The organism is Streptomyces sp. CBMA152 (assembly GCF_014596475.1).
GTDB lineage: Bacteria > Actinomycetota > Actinomycetes > Streptomycetales > Streptomycetaceae > Streptomyces.
In genome coordinates this window covers 102,593-122,300 of sequence record NZ_MECJ01000019.1, presented here as the reverse complement: position 1 = coordinate 122,300, position 19,708 = coordinate 102,593, and the positions used below count along the sequence as shown (strand labels likewise).

The window sequence follows — 19,708 nt, the reverse complement described above, 5'->3', positions numbered from 1 at the left end:
CGTCCTAGGGACATGGACATCGCCATTGCGGGAGGGACGGGGACGCTGGGTAGCCGCGTCGCCGAGGAGTTGCGTACGCGGGGGCACCGGGTGCGGGTTTTGAGCCGTCGGTCCCCGGATTACAAGGTCGATCTGACCACCGGTGAAGGGCTGATCGACGCCCTGTCGGGGTGCGAGGTCGTGGTGGACGCGTCCAACGCGCACGGGTCCGCCAAGGGAGCGGCCCGGACGCTCGTCGACGGCTCGCGGCGGCTGCTGGCCGCCGCCCGCGCGGTCGGCGTGCAGCACCATGTGTGCGTCTCGATCGTGGGCTGCGACATGGTGCCGATGGGATATCTGCAGACCAAGGCCGAGCAGGAGTGGGTGGTACGCGAGGGACGCGTGCCGTGGACGATTGTGCGGGCCACCCAGTTCCATGAACTGCTCGCCTCGGCGCTCTCGTCCGCCGCCAAATGGGGCGTGGTGCCGGTGCCCAGGGCACGCCTGCGGACGGTCGCCTGCATGGAGGCCGCCTGGGTGGTCGCCGATGTGGCGGAGGGGGTGCCGCACCGGGGACGTATCGAGGTCTGCGGGCCCGAGGACACCGACGTACGGGAGATGGCGCGGGTCTGGCGCACGGTGACGGGCCGCAAGGCGGTCCTGATGCCGGTGCCGCTGCCGGGGCCCGTGGGCCAGGCGCTGCGGTCGGGCGCGCTCACCGTGGAGAAACCGGACGTACGCGGCACCATGTCGTTCGGGGAGTGGCTGCGCACCGAACAGGTGTGGGCGAGCGTCGCGGGGCTGCGGTGAGCACGGTCGGTGGGCGCGGCCCGCTGTCGAGCGAGGACGGTCTGGCCCGGGCCTTCGAGCGGGAGCGGCCCCGGCTGCTGCGGGTCGCGTACACGACGACCGGGTGCCTCGCCGAGGCGGAGGACTGCGTCCAGGAGGCGTGGCTGCGGCTGCGCGGCCTCAAGGACCCCGGGGCCGTACGGGATCTGCGGGCCTGGCTGACGACGACCGTGGGGCGTCTCGCCCTGGACGCGCTGGGGAGCGCGCGCGTACGGCGTGAGCGGTACGTCGGTACGTGGCTGCCCGAGCCGCTGGTCGAGCACGCGCCGGACGAGCAGGACCCCGCCGACCGGGTCACGCTGGACGAGTCGGTGTCGATGGCGCTGATGATCGTCCTGGACGAGCTGTCGCCCGCGCAGCGCACCGCGTTCCTGCTGCACGACGTGTTCGGGCTGCCCTTCGAGGAGGTCGCGGGCGTCGTGGGCCGTACCCCGGCGGCCGTACGCCAGTTGGCGTCCCGGGCCCGCCGCCATGTCGACAGCAGCCGTCCGCACCACCCCGCCGGGTACGCCCGCCAGCGGGAACTGGTCAGCGCGTTCGGCAAGGCGTGCCAGGAGGGCGATCTGGAGCGGCTGGTCGCACTGCTCGACCCCGGAGTGGTCTGGCGCGGTGACGGCGGCGGGAAGGTGACGGCGCTGCGGGGGATCGTGCGGGGGGCGGAGAGTGTCGCGCGCGGCCTCATCGCGCTCACCCGGGTCCATGTCCCGCCGGACGGGCTGCGCCTGGCCCATGTCAACGGCGCGCCCGGTCTTGCCCTGTGGCACTGGGACGGTGCCCGGACGATCGTGGCGATCACCGTCGATGGCGGCCGGATCACTTCCGTGGACGCGATCCGTAACCCGGACAAGCTCCTTCACGTACCGGACGCGTAGGCGTGTCCTGAACCCCGAGCCACGCCGACCGGTCCGGGGAGTCCAGGAGAGCCCGCTCCGGCTGGTCACGTGTCATGCGGTGACCAGCCGGAGCGCGGCCAGTGCGCCGATGCCGAAGGCGATCGTGAGGTAGAAGTTCCGGGTCCGCCAGGCCAGGAACAGGGTGGGAACGGCCAGCCAGAGGCCGTAGTTGGTCGGGCCGACGTCTAGGTGGCCCGACGGTACGAACAGCGAGGGCGCGAGCAGCGCGGCGATGACCGCCGGGGGGACCTGGCGCAGCCACACCACCACCGGGCGGGGCAGTCGCGCCGCCGCCAGGAAGAGCGTGGGCAGCAGCCGGGGGCCGAAGGTCACGGCGGCCATTCCGGCGATCGTGAGGGCGAGGGTGAGCTGGCTCATTGGAGGGTTCTTTCGTTCTGGGTCGGGTCCTCTGCCGGTTCGCTCGGCGCGATCGCCAGGCCGAAGGTCGCCGCCAGCGCCGCCGCGACCAGCACCGCCCAGTACTGGAGGCCCAGCAGCGTCAGGACGACCGCGCCGCCGCCCGCCACCGCCGCGACCGCCAGCTGGCGCCGGTCCGTGACGATCCCGGCCGCGAGCAGGGCCATGAACATGGCGGGCAGCGCGTAGTCGAGGCCGAGCGCGCGTACGTCGGTGACCAGGTCTCCGGCCAGTACGCCCGCGACGGTGCCCGCCACCCAGGAGGCGTGTACGGCGAGGTTGAAGCTCAGCACCTCGGCCTTGGGGCGGTGGGGTCGCTCGCCGTACTGCGCCGAGTGCACGGCGAACGCCTCGTCCGTCAACTCATAGGCGAACAGGGCCTGTTCACGCCGTCGCCATGCGGCCAGGCGGGGGGCGACGGCTGCCGAGAGCAGGAGGTGGCGGAGGTTCACCACGAAGGTGGTGAGGACGATGGCGTACGGGGCCGCGCCGACTCCTATGAGCTGGAGGGCGGCGAACTGGGATGAACCTCCGTACACGAACAGGGACATGCCGATCAGGGCCCAGCCGGGGAGGCCTGCGGTGTGGCCGAGGACGCCGAAGGCGAAGGCGACGGGTACGTAGCCGAGCATGACGGGGACGGCCTGGGCGAGGCCGGTGGCGAGTGGGCGGGGGGCCCGCCCGGCCCCGGGGGCGAGTCCCCCGGGGACCGGTACGGCTTCTACAGGTCGCACTCGTACGTCCTCTCCCCCAGCGCCGGGCGGAAGCCCACGGCCGTCCACAGCGCGGCCGCCGCCGGGTTGCCGTCCAGGACGGCCAGGTGGACTCGGCGTACGCCTCGGGCGCGGAAGGCCGTCAGGGCGTCGCGGGCCATCAGGCGGGCCAGGCCCGCCTGGCGGTGGGTCGGGGTGACCACGGCGTGGCTGATGCTGCCGCGTACCCCGAAGCTGCCCGCGAGCAGCGCGCCGACGACCCGGCCCGCCGGGTCCCGGACCACCCGGCACAGCTCGGCCGAGTGGGCCAGGTGGGCCCGCAGGAGCGATTCGTTCTCCCACTCGCAGTACGCGGTCTGCGGTGCCGCCCGCAGCAGCGCGATCACCTGCGGGACGTCCGAGGCCGACATCGGCGCGGAGACCGCCTGCGGCGCGAGCGCCAGTACCGCCGCGCTCATCAGACCAGCGTCTCGTACGGCGAGCCCGGCAGCGAGAACGAGATCGCCAGGACGTCGCGGTAGCCGCCCTTGTCCTCGGCCGCGCTCAGGCCGGTGACGTGGTGCTTCATCGCCCGGTCCTCGAAGATCAGCGAGTCGAGCGGGGTCAGGAACGTCGCCTTGGCCAGCGGCTCCTCCTCCCAGGTGAACACCGTGCTGTGGCCGCCCTCGACGTCCACGCGCGAGATCAGGTGCAGGCCCGCCCACGGGTAGCCGTCGGAGTGGATGCCCTCGGGCACCAGCTCGTTGTACTGGCCCGCGTTGATCTCGATCCGGATCTGGTGGATCTGGCACTGCCAGGCGCGGTCGCGGTACTCGTCCTCGATCGGCAGGTTGTCGAAGTCGTACCGTACGAGCGCCTGGAAGAGCGGGTTGCGGTACGTCGACTCCTCGACGTCGCCGAAGTGGCGCACCACGCCGCCGACGAACGAGTTCATCTCCTCGCTCTGGAAGTACGCGACATGGTCGAGCGGCGCGAGCTCGCCGGTGGCGGGGACGTACGTGAAGTCGCTGTAGCGGCGGGTGCGCACGGCGCGGTCGCCGCCGCCGAAGTGCTCGTCCGGCGTGAGCCGGCCCCAGGACTCCTGGAGGCCGTCGAACGCGGCCGCGAGCTCGGGGTCCAGGGTGAGGTCCTTGGCCGACACCAGCGCGTAACGCCGCTCGCGCAGCTCTTCGCGCAGGTCGGGGCCGACGGAGGTGATGGTCCCGGGGGCCGGTATCAGGGCAGCGGTGGTCATCTTCTGTTCCTTGTCGGTGAGTTGAGTGGATACGAAAGGGGTCAGCGCAGGCCCAGCGACTCGTACGTGGCGTCCAGCTCGGCCACGTCGAGACCCGCCGCCTGGCGGACCAGGCGGATCGCCCGGTAGATCTGGTTGATGTGCGCGATGTCGTGGCCGATGACCTTGCGGATCATGACCTCCATCGTTTCGCCGCCCTGCTCGCCGTGGCGGCCGGTGCGCTGCCAGTCGGCGGCGGGCAGGGACGCGAGCAGCGCCACGTTGGAGGCGCGCAGCCCGGTCCAGGCGTCGAGCATCTGGCGGAACGGCAGCCGGGGCAGCGGGGCCCACAGGGCCTCGTCGTAGCCGGGGTAGACGGGGTTGTCCTCGGTGGCCACCAGGCGCCAGCGGAAGCCGTAGACGATGTCGACGTCGAAGAGGTGGCCGACGATGAACGCGGCCGGCCACTCGCCCTCCTCCGGCACCGTCTCGGCGAGCTCGGTCGGCAGATCCGCGAAGAGCTGCCGCGCCCAGACGGGCGTCTTGGCCAGCACGTCGAACGGGTCGCGCTCGCCCGCGACGTCGAGCAGCGCGGTGACGTACGCGGCGGGGTCCTCGGTGGCCGAGGGGATGTCGATGCGGTGGACGGACTGGGACTCGGGGGTGATCCCGGTCCCGGGTGCGATCTCGGTGGTCATGATGTGTGCTCTCCGGTGAGTGAACTGGCTGGCTGGATACGTCAGTTGGTGGCGGCGGCCGTCAGCGGCTCCGTCGTCGTCGACACCTCCTCCCGCACACGCGGCTTCGCGCCCAGGATCAGCAGCGCCCCCACGCAGGCCACGGCTCCGCAGACCGTCCAGTGCAGCGGCGGCGAGACGCTGTAGAGCAGGCCGCCGACGGCCGGGCCGAGCGCGCCGGCCAGGGTGTGGGCGATGCCCTCGGCGCCCTGGTAGCGGCCGCGCAGATGGGCGGGCGAGAACTCGGCGGGGTAGGCGTTGGCGATCGGGGTGTAGACCGTCTCGGCGACCGTCCAGATCGCCACGGTCAGCGCGAGCAGCCACACCGCGCTCATCGCCCCCGTCAGCGCCATGCCGATGCCGAGCAGCACCAGACCGGCGGCGATCACCCGGCGCGGGTCGCGGCGCTCGGTGTACTTGGTGAGCGGCAGCTCGATGACCACGCACAGCAGCGCGTTGAGCCCGAGCAGCAGACCGTAGACGCCGTTGCCGAAGCCCGCGTCCGTGACGTGCAGCGGCAGCGTGGCCGTCGACTGCCCGTACACGAAGGTCGCCGCGACCATCGAGCCGAGGAAGAGGAGGTACGGCCGGTCGGCGAAGACCTCGCGGTAACCGCCCTTGCCCGAGGCCGACTTGGCGTCCGGCGGGACGTCCTGCGCGACCGGTCGCCCCGCCGGGAGCGTGAGCAGCGCCAGCGTGCCGAAGGCGAAGGAGAAGAGCGCGTCGCCGAGGAAGACGTACGTGTACGAGTAGCCGCTCAGCAGGCCGCCGACCAGCGGGCCGACCGCCATGCCGACGTTGATGGCGAGCCGCAGCACCGCGAACGCCGTCACCCGGCGCTCCTCCGCCACCGTGTCGATCAGCAGCGCGCCCGCCGCCGGGCGGTAGAGCTGCGCGAAGACGCCGACCAGGCCGACAAGCGCGGTCGTGGTGTACAGGCCGCCGGTCAGCGGTACCGCCACCGTCGCCGCGCTGGAGCCGAACATCGACACCGCGATCGCGGTGCGCCGCCCGAAGCGGTCGGCGACCGCGCCGCCCACCGCGTTGCCGACGAAGGCGCCGAGCCCGACCGTGCCGAGGGCGACGCCCGCCTGGAAGGCGGAGAAACCCTTCGAGACGAGGAAAAGCACCAGGAATACGTTGAGGAAATTGCCGAATTTGATGAGGAACATTCCGGCGAAGATCACCCAGGCGCTTCTGGGCAGTTCGCGCAATCGTCGGCGCAGGGGCTCGTCGCTCGCCGCCATGGCGGGGCTCCTTCCGGGGGACACCGGGGTCGGGGGGAGGCTTTCGGGGAGGTGATGGCCACCATGAAACCCACTGCTCACAGCCCTGCCCAGGGCTGTGAGCTGGCACGAAACGGCTTGGCACATTCGTGCCAGCACCCCGTTCCGCAGGCCGCCGCGCGTCATTCGTGCCGTGCACGCTTGTGCCAGCCGGAAAGCATTTCCCCGCCGCAATTCCTGCCGCAGAGTTCTGGCCATGACCGATCACATGCTTCTCGTCGTCGGCGGCCGGATACAGACGCTGCGCAAGGCGGCGGCGCTGGGAATCCGCTTCGTACTGATCCAGCACAAGGACCAGTTCGTGCCGGAAGCCGCGCGGCTCGCCGAGGCCGTCCTCATCGCCGACTACACCGACTGGACCACCACCCGCCCGCTCGTCGAGGCGGCCCACCAGGCGTACGGGTTCACCCGGGTCGTCTCGATCACCGAGCCTGGTCTGGTCCCGGCCGGGCGGATCAGCTGCCACCTCGGGCTCGGCGGCACCTGTGAGGAGGTCGCCGAACTCCTGCGGGACAAGCACGCGATGCGTCGCCATCTGGCCGCCTCGGAGTCCCAGGAGGTCCGCGCGCTCTCCGTCGCCGCCGCCGAAGTGGCGGGCGCCCAGGACCTGGTGGACTTCGGCGCGGCCCACGGCTACCCGTTCGTCCTCAAGCCCGTCGACGCGACCGCCAGCCTCGGGGTCGTACGGATCGATGGACCGGAAGAGGCCGAGGCGGCCTGGGCGGACGTGGAGGCGCTGCGGGCGCGGACCGATCTGCAGTGGGGCGCGTTCTTCACCATCGGCCGGTTCCTCGCCGAGCAGTACATCTCCGGGCCCGAGTACAGCGTGGAGACCTTCTCGTTCGCCGGGCGCCACATCGTGCTCGCCGTCACCGAGAAGCTGACCGGCGGCGAGGGGTTCATCGAGCTGGGGCACGCGCTGCCGGCCCGGCTCGACCCCGCCGACGAGCGCCGGATCGAGCAGGCCGTGAGCCGCTTCCTGGACGCGGTCGGGCTCAGGGACGGCGCCGCCCACACCGAGCTGCGGCTCTCCCCGTCGGGCCCGCAGATCATCGAGAGCCACAACCGGATGGGCGGTGACCGGATCTTCGACCTGCTGGACGCGGCGTTCGGCATCGACCTCGAAGAATGGATCGTGGCCTGGCAGTTCGAGCTGATCCCGGCCCTCACCGGCCGCCCGGTCCCGCGTACGTCGGCCGCCACCCGCTTCCTGTCGGCGCGGCCCGGCACGGTCGTGGAGATCCAGGGCGCCGAGGAGGCGAAGGAGCTCGACGACGTCATCGACGTGGAGACCACCGTCCGCCCCGGCGACACGGTCGGCGAGCTGCGCGGCAACTGGGACCGCGTCGGCCAGGTGCTCACCACCGGCGCCGACACCGCCGCCGCGATCGCCACCGCCGAGCGCCTGACCGAGAAGGTCACCGTGGTCACCGAAGGAGCGGGCGCGTGAAGATCCTGCTGATCATGCGGAACACGTACGCGTGGCACCGCGAGCACATCGAGACGCTGGAGCGGATGGGTCTGGAGATCCATCTCGCCACCCAGGTCGCCGAGGCCGAGGACGACGGCCGGTTCGCCTCCGTCGTACGGCTCGAAAAGGGCCTGGAATCAGAGGAGTTGGCCGAGGTCTGCGCCAAGGCCGCCGTCGATCTCGGGATCGCCAGCGCCCTCACCTTCTACGACAGCGACATCGTGGTGACCTCGCGGGTCAACCAGCTGCTCGGCCACTCCTGGCCGCGCCCGGAGGCCGACGAGATCTCCCGCGACAAGCGGCTCCAGCGCGCGTTCCTGGAGCGGCACGGGCTGCCGGGTCCGCGTGCGGTCGCGGTGACGGGGGTCGAGTCGGGGCTCGCCGCCGCCGAGTCGTTCACGTACCCCTTCATCGTGAAGCCCAGCGCGCTCGCCGCCTCCATGGGCGTCAGCCTGGTCCACGACCGGGACGGTCTGGAGCGGGCGCTCGAAGACATCACGAAGCTCGTCGAGCAGTGGGCCGGCTACTTCCCCATGGACGGCCCCGACATCGCGCTCCTGGAGGACTTCCTGCCGGGCAAGGAGGTCACCCTCGACGGGGTGGTCGTGGCCGGGCGGTTCCATCTGGTGGGCGTCACCAACAAGATGCAGATGCCGGGCCCGTACTTCGAGGAGGACTTCTACACGCTCCCGTTCCGCACGCCCGAGGAGGAGCCGGGTCTGGTCGCGGTCGCGGAGGCGATCGTCGCGGGGCTCGGCGTCGAACACGCCCTGTTCAACGCGGAGTTCCGGCAGGACGCCGAGGGCCGCTACCGGGTCGTGGAGTTCGCCACCCGGATGAGCGGCGGGCAGAACTACCGCAATCTGCGCGAGGTCCACGGCATCGACGCGGTCCGCCTCTACGCGAAAGCCGTACTGGCCGGGGACGACCCCGCCGAACGTGCCGAGATCCTCACCGGCGAGGTCCCGAGGGCGGCCGTCCCGCGCGCCGCGACCTGCATCAAGTTCGCCTACCGGACCGGGACGCTGGTCCGCAACAACCCCGGCGACGCCTTCCACTCCCCGTACTTCCGCTCGTACATCACCGCCTCCAGGCCCGGCGCCCGGCTGCGGCGCGCCCCCGAGGGCTGGTACGAGATCGCCGGCTCGCTCGCGGTGGCCGCGCCCTACCGGGAGCCCGCCGACATCGACCGGGTCGAGCGCATCGCCGCCGACCTCGACGAACGCCTGGACGTCGTGGTCGTACCGGCCGCATCGACCGTCTGACCTGCGAGAACAAGCGGAAAGAGTTGTACGTGCACGCCACCGACCCCGTGTTCCGCATGGGCATCACCGAACCCACCGCCATCGACCCCTACAAGGCCCAGGAAGGGGAGGGCATCCTGGTCTGCAAGGCCCTGTTCACCGGGCTGCTGGCCCTCGACGAGGACGGGCGCCTCGCCCCGGCCACCGCCTCCTCCTGGCACAGCGACGACACGGCGACCGTCTGGACCTTCACCCTGCGCACCGACACGGTGTTCAGCGACGGCGAGCCGGTCACCGCGCACAGCTTCGTACGGGGCTGGACGCGGGCGCTCGACCCGGCGGCCAACACGGAGACCGCCTACCACCTGGCGGGCGTGCGCTCCTTCCGCGCCGACAGCGACGACACGCTGATCGTCGAACTGGCCGAGCCGGACGTCGAGTTCGACCTCAAGACGCTTCAGCCCATCTTCAGCCCGGTGCCGAGCGGCACGGGCCCGGCGCTCGACCCCTCGTACAACGACATGCCGATCGGCAACGGGCCGTTCGTGATGGCGGAGCCGTGGCGGCACGGCGAGTCGATCCGGCTGCTGCGCAACGACCGCTGGTTCGGGCCCACGCCCCAGATCGCGGAGGTCCGGATCGACATCCTCGACCCCGTCACGGCCCTGGACGACGAGTACGAGCGGTTCCTGGACGGCACGTACGACTACGCCCGTATCCCGCCCGCCCGTACCGCCGAGGCCGCCGCATCGGACGGGTTCCTGGAGCAGGAGGGCGCGGGGCTCTTCTACTTGATCCCGTTCTGCCACCAGGCGCCGATGGACTCGCTCGACGCTCGCCGGGCACTGTCGGCCGCCATCGACCGCCAGAGCCTGATCGACACGTACTTCCACGGCAGCCGCACCGTCGCGCACTCGCTGCTCTCGCCCTGGTTCGGCGAGGCGCACACCCCGCGCGGGGAGTTCGAGGACGACTGGACCACGTACGACCCCGAGCGGGCCAGGGCCGCGGCCCTCAACGCCGGGCTTCCGCCGGGCAGCCGCGTCGACTTCGCGTACAACACGGGCGCGGGCCACGACGACTGGGTGCACGCGCTCGCCGACGGTCTGCGCGATGTCCTCGGCTGGGCGATCAAGCTGATCCGCACCGACGCGCGCGGCCTCGTCGACCACCGCACCTCCCTCGCCGCCGCCGGGTTCTGCCGGGCGGGCTGGGCGTGCGACTACCCGACGCCCGACAACATGCTCTTCCCGCTGCTGCACTCCTCGTGCACCGCGCCCGACGCCGACGGCACCGCGCACGGCGACAACGAAGGCCGGTATGTGAACCCGGAGTTCGACGCCCTTCTCGCCAAGGCGCGCGCCGCCACCGACCCGGCCGAGCGCGCGGACGCCTGGCGGCGCGCCGATCGCACGGCCCTCGCCGACCTGGCCCTGATCCCGCTCTGGTACCGCACCGACCAGCGCGTGCACGCCGCCGACCGGATCGCCGGGCTGCGCATCGACTTCGACGGCAATCCCACTCTCACCACCGTCACCTCTGTCACTTCCTCCGTCACTTCAAGGAGCACCACACGATGAGCGCCGCGACCATGACGAGCCCGGTGTACGACATCCTCGGCGTCGGCTTCGGGCCGGCCAACCTCGCCCTCGCCATCGCCCTGGAGGAGCGCGACTCGCCGCTCACGGCCCGCTTCCTGGAGGCCCGCCCGTCCCCCGAGTGGCAGCCCGGCATGCTGCTCGACGGCTCCGACATCCAGAACCACCCCAGCCGCGACCTGGTGACCCTGCGCAACCCGCGCAGCCGCTACAGCTTCCTCAACTACCTGCACGAGCAGGGCCGGTTGCTGCGCCACCTGAACCTGCCGTCGGAGTTCCCGCTGCGCAAGGAGTACGCCGGATATCTGCGCTGGGCGTCCTCGTTCTTCTCGCACCTGGTCGACTGCAACCAGCGGGCCGCGTCCGTCGAGGTCGTCGAGGCGGGCGGGGAGCGCCTTTACGAGGTGACCACCATGGCGGGCGACCGCTATCTGGGCCGCACCCTGGTCCTCGGCCCCGGCCGCACCCCGTACATCCCGAGCCCGTACGACACGGTCCGCACCCCGCGCGTCTTCCACCTCACCCAGTACCTGCCCCGGCTCGCCGAGCTGGCCGGTCAGGGCCGCGCGCCCGAGTCGGTCGCGGTCATCGGCGGCAGCCAGAGCGCCGTGGAGCTGGCGCTGGACCTGAGCCGTCGCTTCCCGCGCACCAAGGTCACCACGTACACCCGCTCGCACTCGCTGCGGCTCAAGGACACCAGCCCGTTCAGCGAGGAGGGGTACTTCCCCGAGTTCACCGACTACTACTTCCAGGCCTCCCGCGAGGGCAAGAAGGCGCTGGACGCATATATGCACGGCACCAACTACTCCTCCGCCGACGGCGACGTCCTGCGCGAGCTCTACCTCACCATCTACGAGCAGGAACTCGACGGCGAGCAGCGGGTGTTCGTGCGCGGCAACCACGAGGCCGTGGCGGTGCGCGAGGCGGGCGAGCGGGTCGCGCTCGACTTCGTGGAGCGGCACACCGGCGAGCGGATCACCGACACCGTCGACTTCGCGGTGCTGGCCACCGGTTTCCGCAACATGGGCCCGGCCGCGCACGAGGAGCTGTGCCCGCCGCTGATGGCCGCGCTCGCCGACCGGTTCACCACCGAGCCGGACGGCCGTCTGCTGGTGGGCGCCGACTACGCGCTCCAGCCCGTCGCCGACGGCGTACCGCCGCTCTTCCTCAACGGGCTGTGCGAGTCCAGCCACGGCATCGGCGACGCGGGCTCCTTCAGCCTGCTCTCGCTGCGCGCCGCGACCCTCGCCGACGCGCTGACCAGCCGCCTCACCGCCTCCCTCGACCCCAGCACCGACCGCGCCGCCGCCCTCGCCGCCGCCTGACCGGAAAGACACGATCCTCATGACCGCCACCGTCGACCACGCGGCGCCCGGCTTCACCGGCCCGCGCGTCACCGGCTCCCTGCCGGGCCCCCGCAGCGCCGAGCTCCTGGGCCGCCAGGCCGCCCGAGAGTCCAACTCCCGCTCCTACCCCCGCAAACTCCCCATCGCGATCCGCCGCGGCCGGGGCAGTTACGTGGAGGACCTGGACGGCAACGTCTTCCTCGACTTCCTCAGCGGCGCGGGCGTCCTCTCGCTCGGCCACAACCACCCCGAGCCGCTGGCCGCCGCCCACCGCCAGCTCGACGAGTTCGTGCACGGCCTCGACTTCCCGACCCCGGTCAAGGACGAGTTCACCGAGCTGACCATCGGCATGCTGCCGGAGCCGATGCGCGAGCGCACCCGGATCCACTTCTGCGGCCCGACCGGCGCCAACGCCGTGGACGCGGCCCTCAAGCTCTGCAAGACCGCCACCGGCCGCGAGGAGATCATCACCTTCCAGGGCGGCTTCCACGGCGCCACCATGGCCGCGATGAGCGTGACCGGTCTCGTCGAGCAGAAGGAGCCGGTACGCGGCCGGATGCCCGGGGTGCACTTCTTCCCGTATTCGAACTGCCACAACTGCCCCCTCGGCCTCAAGCGCGACAGCTGCCAGGTGAACTGCGCGGCCTTCCTGGAGCGCGCGCTCACCGACGTCAACGGCGGCATCACGCTGCCCGCCGCCGTCATCATGGAGCTCGTCCAGGGCGAGGGCGGTGTGATCCCGGCCGACGTGGAGTTCGTCCAGCGGGTGCGCGAGGTGACCCGGCGGCTCGGTATCCCGCTGATCGTCGACGAGGTGCAGTCCGGCTGCGGCCGCACCGGCACCTGGTTCGCCTTCGAGCAGTACGGCATCGAGCCGGACGTGGTCTGCGCGTCCAAGGCGCTCAGCGGCATGGGCCTGCCCGCCGCCGTCATCCTCTACGACAAGAAGCTGGACACCTGGGCGCCCGGCGCCCACTCCGGCACCTTCCGCGGCAACCAGCCCGCCTTCGCGGCCGGGGTCGCCACCATGAAGGTGGTCCGGCGCGAGCGGATCCTGGAGAACGTCCGGGCCCGCGCCGACCAGCTGATGGTCCACCTCCAGGACCTGCGCGCGCTCAGCGCGTACGTGGCCGACGTGCGCGGGCTCGGGTTGATGACCGGCGTCGAGCTCACCGACCCGGCGACCGGCCGCCCCGCCACGGCGCTGGCCAAGCGGGTGCAGTGGGAGGCGGTGAGCCGGGGCCTGATCGTCGAGCTCGGCGGCCGCGACGACTGTGTCGTACGGATGCTGCCGCCGCTCAACTGCACGGCGTACGAGATCGACACGGCGGGCCGCATCCTGCGCGAGTCGCTGACGGCGGCGCTGGCCGGGCTCTCGCTCGGGGGTGCGCGATGACGGACGTCCAGGACCTGGTCGTCGCGGGCTTCGGGCCGTCCGGGATCGCGCTCGCGGCCGCCGTCGAGGACCACGACGACGCGACCGGCGGCGCTCCGCTCGCCGCCCGCTATCTGGAGAAGGCCGCCGACTCGGCCTGGCAGCCCAACCTCGTGCTGCCCGGTACCGACATCCAGCACCACTTCCTGCGCGACTTCGCCACCCCGCGCGACGCCCGCTCCCGCTTCACGTTCGCGCACTACCTCCAACAGAGCGACCGTTTCTACCCGTTCACGCTGATGGGCGGCTATGTCAGCCGCCTGGAGTGGTCGGACTACGTGCAGTGGGCGGCCCGGCAGGTGCGCGGCCCGGTGGACTACCACCGCGAGGTGGTCGCGGTGGAGCCGCTGGCCGACGCGGACGGGCGGGTGCGGTCCGCGCGGGTGGTCTCCCGCGACACCCGCGACGGCTCGCTGCACTCCGTCGAGGGCCGCAATGTGGCGCTGGCGACCGGCCATGAGGCGTACGTTCCCGACACGTTCCGCCCGTATCTGGGCGAGCGCGTCTTCCACGCCTCCCGGTTGCTTCCGTCCCTGGCCGCGCTCGGCCCGCTGCGGCGGGTCGCGGTGATCGGCGCGGGCCAGACGGCGGGCGAGATCGTGCTGCACCTGGCCGCGCGGAACCCCGACGCCGAGATCCACTCGGTCGTACGCCACGCGGGCTTCCGGATGTACGAGCTCGGCCACTTCAGCAACGAGGTCTACTTCCCCGACGAGACCGACTACTTCTACGGCCTGGAGGGCGAGCAGCGCGAGCGCGCGCTGGGCCAGGCCCGCGCCACCAACTACGCGGCCGTCGACCCGGACGTCTCCACCGCGCTCTACCAGGCGGTCTACCAGGACCGCTTCACCGGGCGCCAGCGCCTGCACATGCACAAGCGCACCGAGATCACCGGCCTGGACGTCGACGGGGAGCGGGTGCTCCTGGAGACCGAGGAGGTCTTCACCGGGGAGCGCGGCCGTATCGAGGTGGACGCGGTGGTGGTCTGCACGGGTTACCGCGAGGCGGCCCTTCCTGAGCAACTGGCCGCATTCTCAACGTACTTGAAGCTCGACGACCAGGGCCGACCCGAGGTGACCCGCGCCTACCGGGCCGGGACCACCGACGACTGCGAGGTCGGGATCTATCTCGACGGTCTCACCGAGTGGCGGCACGGCATCGGCAGCGCCACCTCCTTCAGCCAGATGGCCGCCAAGGCCGACACCATCCACCGCGATCTGCGCAGCCGCCTGCGGCAGCCCGTCGCCGCCTGAACTCCCGACACTTCGATTGGACCCGTACGCATGCACATCTTCAGCGCTCACGACGACGACATGGTCTTCGAGGAGCCGTACAACGTCAGCGGGCGGCGGATCTTCCCCTGGCCCGACGCGGTGGCCGAGCCCGGCTGGGGCGGGGCCTGGGTCGACGTCGCGCCCGGCGCCACCTCCACGCCGCACCACCACGACGAGAACGAGATGTTCTTCATCGTCGAGGGCAGCGGCGTGATGCGGATCGGCGAGGAGCGGCAGCGGGTGCGGGCCGGGGAGACGGTCTTCATCACCCCGTTCCAGGACCACGACCTCACCAACGACGGCGACACCAAGCTGCGGTTCGTCACCATCTGGTGGGGCGGCGCGGAGGCGGTGGCGCGTGAACGGGCCAAGTGGGCGGCCGAGTTCGGGATCGACGACAGCGCTGTGGCGGCGGGCGCATGAGTCCCATCGTCCACGCGCACGCCGACGCGGTCGTCGTCGGCGGCGGGGTGATCGGCGCGGCCATCGCCCATCAGCTGGCGCTCGCCGGGATCGGCCGGATCGTCCTGTGCGACCAGGGCCGGGTCAACGCCCAGGGCGCCACCTCCCGCTCCGGCGGCCTGCTGCGACTGCACCACACCGCACGCGCCGACACCCGCCTGGCCGCCCGCAGCCTGCCCGTCTTCGAGCAGTGGTCGGACGTCATCGGCGGCGACTGCGGTTACCGCCGTACCGGCTTCGTCATGCTCGTCGGTGAGGAGCACGCGGCGGACCTGCGCTTCAACGCGGCCGCCGCCACCGAGGCCGCGGGCTACCGCCGGGTCGAGGTGATCGAGCCCGCCGAGCTGAAGGAGCTGTACCCCGGGCTGCGGACCGAGGGCGTGGCGCTCGCCGCGTACGAGCCGGAGGGCGGCTACGCCGACCCGATGGCGGCGTCCGCCTCGCTGCTCACCGCCGCCTACCGGCTCGGCGTCTCGCCCTCCGAGGGCATCCGGGCCCTGAAGGTCCTGGAGCACGCGGGCACCGTCACCGGGGTGCTCACCTCCATCGGCCGTATCGACGCGCCCCTGGTGGTGCTGGCCGGGGGCGCCTGGGGCTCGGCGCCCGCCGAGTACCTCGGGATCCACATCCCCGTCACCGCGCGCCGCATCGGCCTGGCCCAGGCCGAACTGCCCGGCGCCGGGCGGCGTGGCGCGGCCGCCTCCGTACCGACCTGCATCGACGACACCACCGGCAGCTACTTCCGGCCGGACGGCCTGGACCGCTTCTACTTCGGCGTCCCCAGCAAGCCGGACACCGAACTCGGCCGCGATGTAGAGCCGTTGACCGAGGCCGAGCTGGAGTCCGCTCTGAACGCCATCGCGGACCGGGTCCCGGCGGCGGCCACCGCGCCGCTGGCGGGCACCCGCTCCGGCCTCGACGGCTACACCCCCGACAAGCGCCCGGTGGTCGGCGCGGCCGGCCCCGACGGCCTCTACCTGGCGCTCGGCTTCAGCGGCGGCGGCTTCAAGCTCGCGCCCGCCGTCGCGGAGCTCGCCGCCAAGGAGATCGTCGAGGGCGGGGCCGTCCCCGGCAAGGCGGTCCAGGAGCTCCTGGAGCCCTACCGCCCGCAGCGGTTCCTCGCGGGCCGCCCGATCCGGCCGGAGGCGCCGTATGACCACATGTGACAAGCGGCGGATCCGGGCGGTGCTCGCCGAGGACGTGGCGACCGTCCTCGCCAAGGACCCGGCGGCCCGCTCGCGCGCCGAGGTGCTGCTCTACCCGCACATCCACGCCCTGTGGACGTACCGGATCGCGCACCGGCTGTGGAACCGGGGCCACCGGGTGTCGGCCCGCGCCCTGTCGCTGCTGGCCCGCGCGGTCTCCGGGATCGAGATCCACCCGGGCGCGCGGATCGGCCGCCGGTTCTTCGTCGACCACGGTACGGCCGTGGTCATCGGCGAGACCGTGCGCATCGGCGACGACGTGATGCTCTACCACCAGGTCACCCTCGGCTCGGTCGGCTGGTGGAAGGACCTGCGCCGCCCGTCCGGGGCGCGCCGCCACCCGGTGATCGGCGACCGCGTGGTCATCGGCACCGGCGCCAGCGTGCTCGGCCCGGTCACCGTCGGCGCCGACTCCCGCATCGGCGCGCACTCGGTCGTCCTCGACGACCTGCCGCCGCGCAGCCGGGTGGTCGCGGCGACCTCGTACGCGCTCCCGCCCCTGGAAACCACCCTCTTCTCCGACTTCTCCGAAGGAACCCCCACCTCATGACCTCGTACGTAGTCACCAGCGCCCCGCCGAACCCCAACGGCGACCTCCACCTCGGCCATCTCTCCGGCCCCTTCCTCGGCGCCGACGTCCTCACCCGCCATCTGCGCCAGGTCGGCCACGACGTGCACTACGTCGGTTACTCCGACGAGCACTCCTGCTACGTCCCGCGCCGCGCCGCCGAGATCGACTCGACCGCGTACCCCACGGCGAAACTCTTCGGCGACCGCATGGAGGAGACGCTGTCGCTGGGCGCGATGCACCACGACTGGTTCACCCGCCCGCTCACCGACGAGACCCACACGGCCTTCGTCCAGCGCTTCTTCCTCGAACTGTGGGAGTCGGGCGCGCTTGAGGTCCAGGAGCTCCCGGTCTTCCACTGCGAGGACTGCTCGCGCTACTTGTACGAGGCGGAGGTGCGCGGCGAGTGCCAGTTCTGCGCCGAGCCGTCGGACGGCGTGTACTGCGAGGCGTGCGGCCTGCCGCAGGACCCGGCGGGGTTGGCGGCACCGAAGTGCACGGCGTGCTGGAAGACGCCTCGGACGACCACCCTGCGCCGGATCGTCTTCCCGCTGGAGAACTACCGCGAGCGGCTGGAGGGCTATTACGCCTCGGCCCAGGCGAAGGCGGAGTGGCGGCCGAGGCTGCGGGAGTACCTGGACGGCCTGTTCGAGCGGGCGCTCCCGGCCACCCCGATCAGCCGCGAGGCGACGTACGGCGTCCCGGTGCCGCTGCCCGGCTGGGAGGGCCACATCCTCGACACCTGGTTCAGCGGAATCTGGGGCTACGCGGCGGCGACTGCGAGGCTGACGGCGTCTGAGGGCGACGAGGGGGAGTGGGAGCGCCTGTGGACCGACCGCTCCACCCAGCTGATCAACTTCATCGGCTTCGACTGCTCGTTCTCGCACGCGGTGCTGTGGCCGGCGCTGCTGCTCGCCCAGGGCGAACTGACGCTCCCGTCCCAGGTGGTGATCAACGAGTTCTACCGTCTTGAGGGCGACAAGTTCTCCACCAGCCGGGGCCACGCGATCTGGGGCGGCGAGTTCCTGCGCCGGGTGAACGCCGACGCGCTCCGCTTCCACCTGTGCCTGACCGGCCCCGAGCGGGAGCAGAACAACTTCTCCATGAAGGAGTTCGCGGACACGATGAGCACGGTCCTCGCGGGCGGCATCGAGCGGTGGACGGACACGGTCCTCGACCTCCTGTCGCAGGACTTCGACTCGACGGTTCCCGCCGGGGGCGGCGACCCGCTCAGGGCCGAACGGGACGCGTTGCCCCGGGAGATCGCAGCCGCCCTGGGCGCGGAGGCGTTCTCGCCGCAGCGGGCGGCGGCGGCGATCGCCACGGTCGTGGACCGGGCGACGGACGACCTCCGCGAGCTGGCGCTGCTGCGAGCCTCGGCCCCGCGCGAGCAGTACGCGTCCCGGCTCGCCGCACACGCCGAGCTGTTGGCGGCGGTCGCGGTGGCGGCGGCGCCGCTGATGCCGGGCTGGTCGGCGTTCCTGGCGGGCCACCTCGGCCTGCCGGTGAACCAGGCGACCCGGATGCCCGAATGGGCCCTGCTGGAGGGGGAATTGCTGCCGGAGGGCACGGCGGTGCCGGGGTCGGTGCCGCTGTTCTTCCACGAGCTGTCGTGACGGGCCCGCTGGGCGCGGTGCTGGGCCTGGGCGTGCTGCTGCTGCCCGAGGCGCTGGGGCGGGTGCCGCCGGTGACCGGGCTGGTGCTCGCGACCGTGCTGGCCGGGTGGTGCGTGCTGGTGGCGCGGGTGGGGGGTACGTCTGCGGATGGCCCGGTCGCGTTCGTACGGGCCCGGCTCGGCGGCCGTTCGGCCCGGGCCGTGAACGCCCTGTACTTCGCGGGGATCGCCACCGGCCAGGCAGCCGTGGCGCTCGGCGCGGGCCGGTTCGTGGGGCGAGAGCCGTACGTGGTCGCGGTGGCCGTGCTGGCGGTGGGGGCGGTGTGGACGCCGCCGGGGGTGGTTTGCCGGGTGCGGTTGTGGCTGGTGCTGGGGGCGGCGGCGGTGTGGTGGCTGTGCGGCCCGGCCAACCCCGGCTCGCCGACGGCTGGTTGGCCTGCGGTGGTGGTGGCGGTGCCGTTGTTGTTCGGGTGGGTGGGGTTGGAGGGGGTGGTGGGTGTGCGGCTTGGGAGTGTGTTGGGTGCGGTCGCCGTGGCGGCGGTGTTGTACGCGCTCGTGTTGCACCCGCCCGGGCGCGTCCTGCCCGTACCCCCCGGCCTTGGCGTCGCGTCCGCCGTTCTCTGTCTGCTCTACTGCTGCACCAATCTCCGGGCCACCGGCGTCCGTTGGGCCGAGCTCACGGGGCGGCGGGCCAGTCGGGTGCCGGGTGCGGTGCTCGCTCTGGGGGCTCTCGCCACGGGGCTTCCTCTGCCGGTTCTGCTGCTCGGTCCTGGCCTGGCCACTGCGGCCATTTTTCTGTTCGTAGCTTTTTCCCTTCCTCTGAGGAGTTCACGCTCATGACCGTTTCCAAGGTGCTGCGCACCCCGCCCGCCGATCCGGCCGTCGCCGCCGCCCACTTCCACCGTCGCTTCACCTTCGAGGCCGACGTGGCCGACGTTCACGCGGACATCGAGAGCGGTGCGGGCGGGTTCGTCCTCGTCGACAGTCGCAGCGCCGAGGCGTGGGCGCAGGGGCACATACCGGGGGCCGTGCACCTGCCCACCGACGACATCGTGGCGGGGGCCTTGCCGGCCGGGAGCGTGGTTGTCACGTATTGCTGGGGGCCGGGGTGCAATGGGGCTACCCGGGCGGCGTACGCGTTCGCGTCTCTGGGGTATCAGGTGAAGGAGATGTTGGGCGGGTTCGAGTACTGGTCGCGGGAAGGGTTCGCGGTGGAGGACGTCGACGGGGTGCGGCGCGGGGCCCCGGATCCGCTTACTGCGCCGGTTGCCGCCGGTGCGGTCTGCGGTTGCTGAGCGTTCCTTTTCCCCACCCCGCCCCTTCCCGAAAGCCTCCGGCGGATGTCGTTCGTCTGCGGACCGGTAGGGGCTGATCGCGCAGTTCCCCGCGCCCCTTAGGTAGTC

20 protein-coding genes are annotated in these 19,708 nt (G+C 72.1%); 14 read left to right on the top strand and 6 right to left on the bottom strand.

Going from position 1 to position 19,708, the window contains the following annotated elements; genetic code table 11:
- The first annotated feature begins 12 nt into the window (after positions 1–12).
- Both BG418_RS18320 and sigJ read left to right on the top strand, forming a co-directional pair.
- Positions 13–789: an SDR family oxidoreductase gene (locus BG418_RS18320; protein ID WP_188274983.1), complete on the top strand. Its 777-nt coding sequence runs from the start codon at positions 13–15 to the stop codon at positions 787–789.
- Positions 786–1,700, top strand: a complete 915-nt coding sequence (gene sigJ, locus BG418_RS18315) for an RNA polymerase sigma factor SigJ (protein WP_398999281.1) — start codon at positions 786–788, stop codon at positions 1,698–1,700. The genes BG418_RS18320 and sigJ overlap by 4 nt, the downstream gene beginning before the upstream one ends.
- 72 nt (positions 1,701–1,772) lie before the next feature.
- Here the strand turns inward: sigJ and BG418_RS18310 are convergent, their stop codons facing one another.
- The 6 genes from BG418_RS18310 to BG418_RS18285 are packed head-to-tail and all read right to left on the bottom strand — an operon-like array spanning position 1,773 to position 6,048.
- Complete coding sequence (locus BG418_RS18310; protein WP_188274982.1) at positions 1,773–2,099, bottom strand: AzlD domain-containing protein; 327 nt, start codon at positions 2,097–2,099, stop codon at positions 1,773–1,775.
- A complete protein-coding gene (locus BG418_RS18305) occupies positions 2,096–2,872 on the bottom strand; it encodes an AzlC family ABC transporter permease (RefSeq protein ID WP_188274981.1) in 777 nt (258 codons plus the stop codon). Before BG418_RS18305 ends, BG418_RS18310 begins: the two co-directional genes overlap by 4 nt.
- Complete coding sequence (locus BG418_RS18300) at positions 2,860–3,309, bottom strand: GNAT family N-acetyltransferase (RefSeq protein WP_188274980.1); 450 nt, start codon at positions 3,307–3,309, stop codon at positions 2,860–2,862. The genes BG418_RS18305 and BG418_RS18300 overlap by 13 nt, the downstream gene beginning before the upstream one ends.
- Positions 3,309–4,085, bottom strand: coding sequence for a 2OG-Fe dioxygenase family protein (locus tag BG418_RS18295; protein WP_188274979.1), 777 nt, complete (start codon positions 4,083–4,085; stop codon positions 3,309–3,311). Before BG418_RS18295 ends, BG418_RS18300 begins: the two co-directional genes overlap by 1 nt.
- Positions 4,086–4,126: 41 nt before the next feature.
- Complete coding sequence (locus BG418_RS18290) at positions 4,127–4,762, bottom strand: DinB family protein (RefSeq protein WP_188274978.1); 636 nt, start codon at positions 4,760–4,762, stop codon at positions 4,127–4,129.
- Between the two features lie 41 nt (positions 4,763–4,803).
- Positions 4,804–6,048 (bottom strand): MFS transporter, encoded by a 1,245-nt coding sequence (locus BG418_RS18285; RefSeq protein ID WP_188274977.1) that lies wholly within the window; start codon positions 6,046–6,048, stop codon positions 4,804–4,806.
- Between the two features lie 235 nt (positions 6,049–6,283).
- Between BG418_RS18285 and BG418_RS18280 the strand changes: the two genes are divergently transcribed.
- Genes BG418_RS18280 through BG418_RS18225 form a run of 12 tightly spaced genes read left to right on the top strand, consistent with a single transcriptional unit; the run spans position 6,284 to position 19,600 of the window.
- Entirely contained in the window at positions 6,284–7,537 is a 1,254-nt protein-coding gene (locus BG418_RS18280; protein WP_188274976.1) for an ATP-grasp domain-containing protein, read from the top strand.
- Positions 7,534–8,823, top strand: a complete 1,290-nt coding sequence (locus tag BG418_RS18275) for an ATP-grasp domain-containing protein (RefSeq protein ID WP_188274975.1) — start codon at positions 7,534–7,536, stop codon at positions 8,821–8,823. Before BG418_RS18280 ends, BG418_RS18275 begins: the two co-directional genes overlap by 4 nt.
- A gap of 29 nt (positions 8,824–8,852) precedes the next feature.
- On the top strand, positions 8,853–10,382 hold the full coding sequence (locus BG418_RS18270; RefSeq protein ID WP_188274974.1) for an ABC transporter substrate-binding protein: 1,530 nt from the start codon (positions 8,853–8,855) through the stop codon (positions 10,380–10,382).
- Positions 10,379–11,725 (top strand): lysine N(6)-hydroxylase/L-ornithine N(5)-oxygenase family protein, encoded by a 1,347-nt coding sequence (locus BG418_RS18265; protein ID WP_223185029.1) that lies wholly within the window; start codon positions 10,379–10,381, stop codon positions 11,723–11,725. The genes BG418_RS18270 and BG418_RS18265 overlap by 4 nt, the downstream gene beginning before the upstream one ends.
- Before the next feature lie 19 nt (positions 11,726–11,744).
- The gene (locus BG418_RS18260) at positions 11,745–13,142 is read left to right on the top strand and encodes a diaminobutyrate--2-oxoglutarate transaminase family protein (protein ID WP_188274973.1); all 1,398 of its coding nucleotides are present in this window, start codon (positions 11,745–11,747) and stop codon (positions 13,140–13,142) included.
- On the top strand, positions 13,139–14,434 hold the full coding sequence (locus tag BG418_RS18255; protein ID WP_188274972.1) for a SidA/IucD/PvdA family monooxygenase: 1,296 nt from the start codon (positions 13,139–13,141) through the stop codon (positions 14,432–14,434). The genes BG418_RS18260 and BG418_RS18255 overlap by 4 nt, the downstream gene beginning before the upstream one ends.
- 30 nt (positions 14,435–14,464) lie before the next feature.
- Positions 14,465–14,878: a cupin domain-containing protein gene (locus tag BG418_RS18250; RefSeq protein ID WP_188274971.1), complete on the top strand. Its 414-nt coding sequence runs from the start codon at positions 14,465–14,467 to the stop codon at positions 14,876–14,878.
- The gene (locus BG418_RS18245; RefSeq protein WP_188274970.1) at positions 14,875–16,083 is read left to right on the top strand and encodes an FAD-binding oxidoreductase; all 1,209 of its coding nucleotides are present in this window, start codon (positions 14,875–14,877) and stop codon (positions 16,081–16,083) included. Before BG418_RS18250 ends, BG418_RS18245 begins: the two co-directional genes overlap by 4 nt.
- Positions 16,070–16,672 carry a serine O-acetyltransferase EpsC gene (gene epsC, locus BG418_RS18240; protein ID WP_188274969.1) on the top strand — a complete coding sequence of 201 codons (603 nt, stop codon included), beginning with the start codon at positions 16,070–16,072 and terminating at the stop codon, positions 16,670–16,672. Before BG418_RS18245 ends, epsC begins: the two co-directional genes overlap by 14 nt.
- Positions 16,669–18,306 carry a class I tRNA ligase family protein gene (locus tag BG418_RS18235; RefSeq protein ID WP_188274968.1) on the top strand — a complete coding sequence of 546 codons (1,638 nt, stop codon included), beginning with the start codon at positions 16,669–16,671 and terminating at the stop codon, positions 18,304–18,306. The genes epsC and BG418_RS18235 overlap by 4 nt, the downstream gene beginning before the upstream one ends.
- A complete protein-coding gene (locus tag BG418_RS18230; protein WP_188274967.1) occupies positions 18,303–19,145 on the top strand; it encodes a hypothetical protein in 843 nt (280 codons plus the stop codon). The genes BG418_RS18235 and BG418_RS18230 overlap by 4 nt, the downstream gene beginning before the upstream one ends.
- Entirely contained in the window at positions 19,142–19,600 is a 459-nt protein-coding gene (locus tag BG418_RS18225; protein WP_188274966.1) for a rhodanese-like domain-containing protein, read from the top strand. The genes BG418_RS18230 and BG418_RS18225 overlap by 4 nt, the downstream gene beginning before the upstream one ends.
- Positions 19,601–19,708 lie beyond the last annotated feature (108 nt).

What these genes read in the sequence shown, in the direction of transcription:
- BG418_RS18280 (WP_188274976.1), top strand. Translation starts at nt 6,284, where the DNA reads ATGACCGATCACATGCTTCTCGTCGTCGGCGGCCGGATACAGACGCTG.
- BG418_RS18300 (WP_188274980.1), bottom strand. Translation starts at nt 3,309, where the DNA reads ATGAGCGCGGCGGTACTGGCGCTCGCGCCGCAGGCGGTCTCCGCGCCG.
- BG418_RS18225 (WP_188274966.1), top strand. Translation starts at nt 19,142, where the DNA reads ATGACCGTTTCCAAGGTGCTGCGCACCCCGCCCGCCGATCCGGCCGTC.
- BG418_RS18320 (WP_188274983.1), top strand. Translation starts at nt 13, where the DNA reads ATGGACATCGCCATTGCGGGAGGGACGGGGACGCTGGGTAGCCGCGTC.
- epsC (WP_188274969.1), top strand. Translation starts at nt 16,070, where the DNA reads ATGACCACATGTGACAAGCGGCGGATCCGGGCGGTGCTCGCCGAGGAC.
- BG418_RS18285 (WP_188274977.1), bottom strand. Translation starts at nt 6,048, where the DNA reads ATGGCGGCGAGCGACGAGCCCCTGCGCCGACGATTGCGCGAACTGCCC.
- BG418_RS18290 (WP_188274978.1), bottom strand. Translation starts at nt 4,762, where the DNA reads ATGACCACCGAGATCGCACCCGGGACCGGGATCACCCCCGAGTCCCAG.
- BG418_RS18245 (WP_188274970.1), top strand. Translation starts at nt 14,875, where the DNA reads ATGAGTCCCATCGTCCACGCGCACGCCGACGCGGTCGTCGTCGGCGGC.
- BG418_RS18310 (WP_188274982.1), bottom strand. Translation starts at nt 2,099, where the DNA reads ATGAGCCAGCTCACCCTCGCCCTCACGATCGCCGGAATGGCCGCCGTG.
- BG418_RS18250 (WP_188274971.1), top strand. Translation starts at nt 14,465, where the DNA reads ATGCACATCTTCAGCGCTCACGACGACGACATGGTCTTCGAGGAGCCG.
- BG418_RS18255 (WP_188274972.1), top strand. Translation starts at nt 13,139, where the DNA reads ATGACGGACGTCCAGGACCTGGTCGTCGCGGGCTTCGGGCCGTCCGGG.
- BG418_RS18235 (WP_188274968.1), top strand. Translation starts at nt 16,669, where the DNA reads ATGACCTCGTACGTAGTCACCAGCGCCCCGCCGAACCCCAACGGCGAC.
- BG418_RS18265 (WP_223185029.1), top strand. Translation starts at nt 10,379, where the DNA reads ATGAGCGCCGCGACCATGACGAGCCCGGTGTACGACATCCTCGGCGTC.
- BG418_RS18295 (WP_188274979.1), bottom strand. Translation starts at nt 4,085, where the DNA reads ATGACCACCGCTGCCCTGATACCGGCCCCCGGGACCATCACCTCCGTC.
- BG418_RS18260 (WP_188274973.1), top strand. Translation starts at nt 11,745, where the DNA reads ATGACCGCCACCGTCGACCACGCGGCGCCCGGCTTCACCGGCCCGCGC.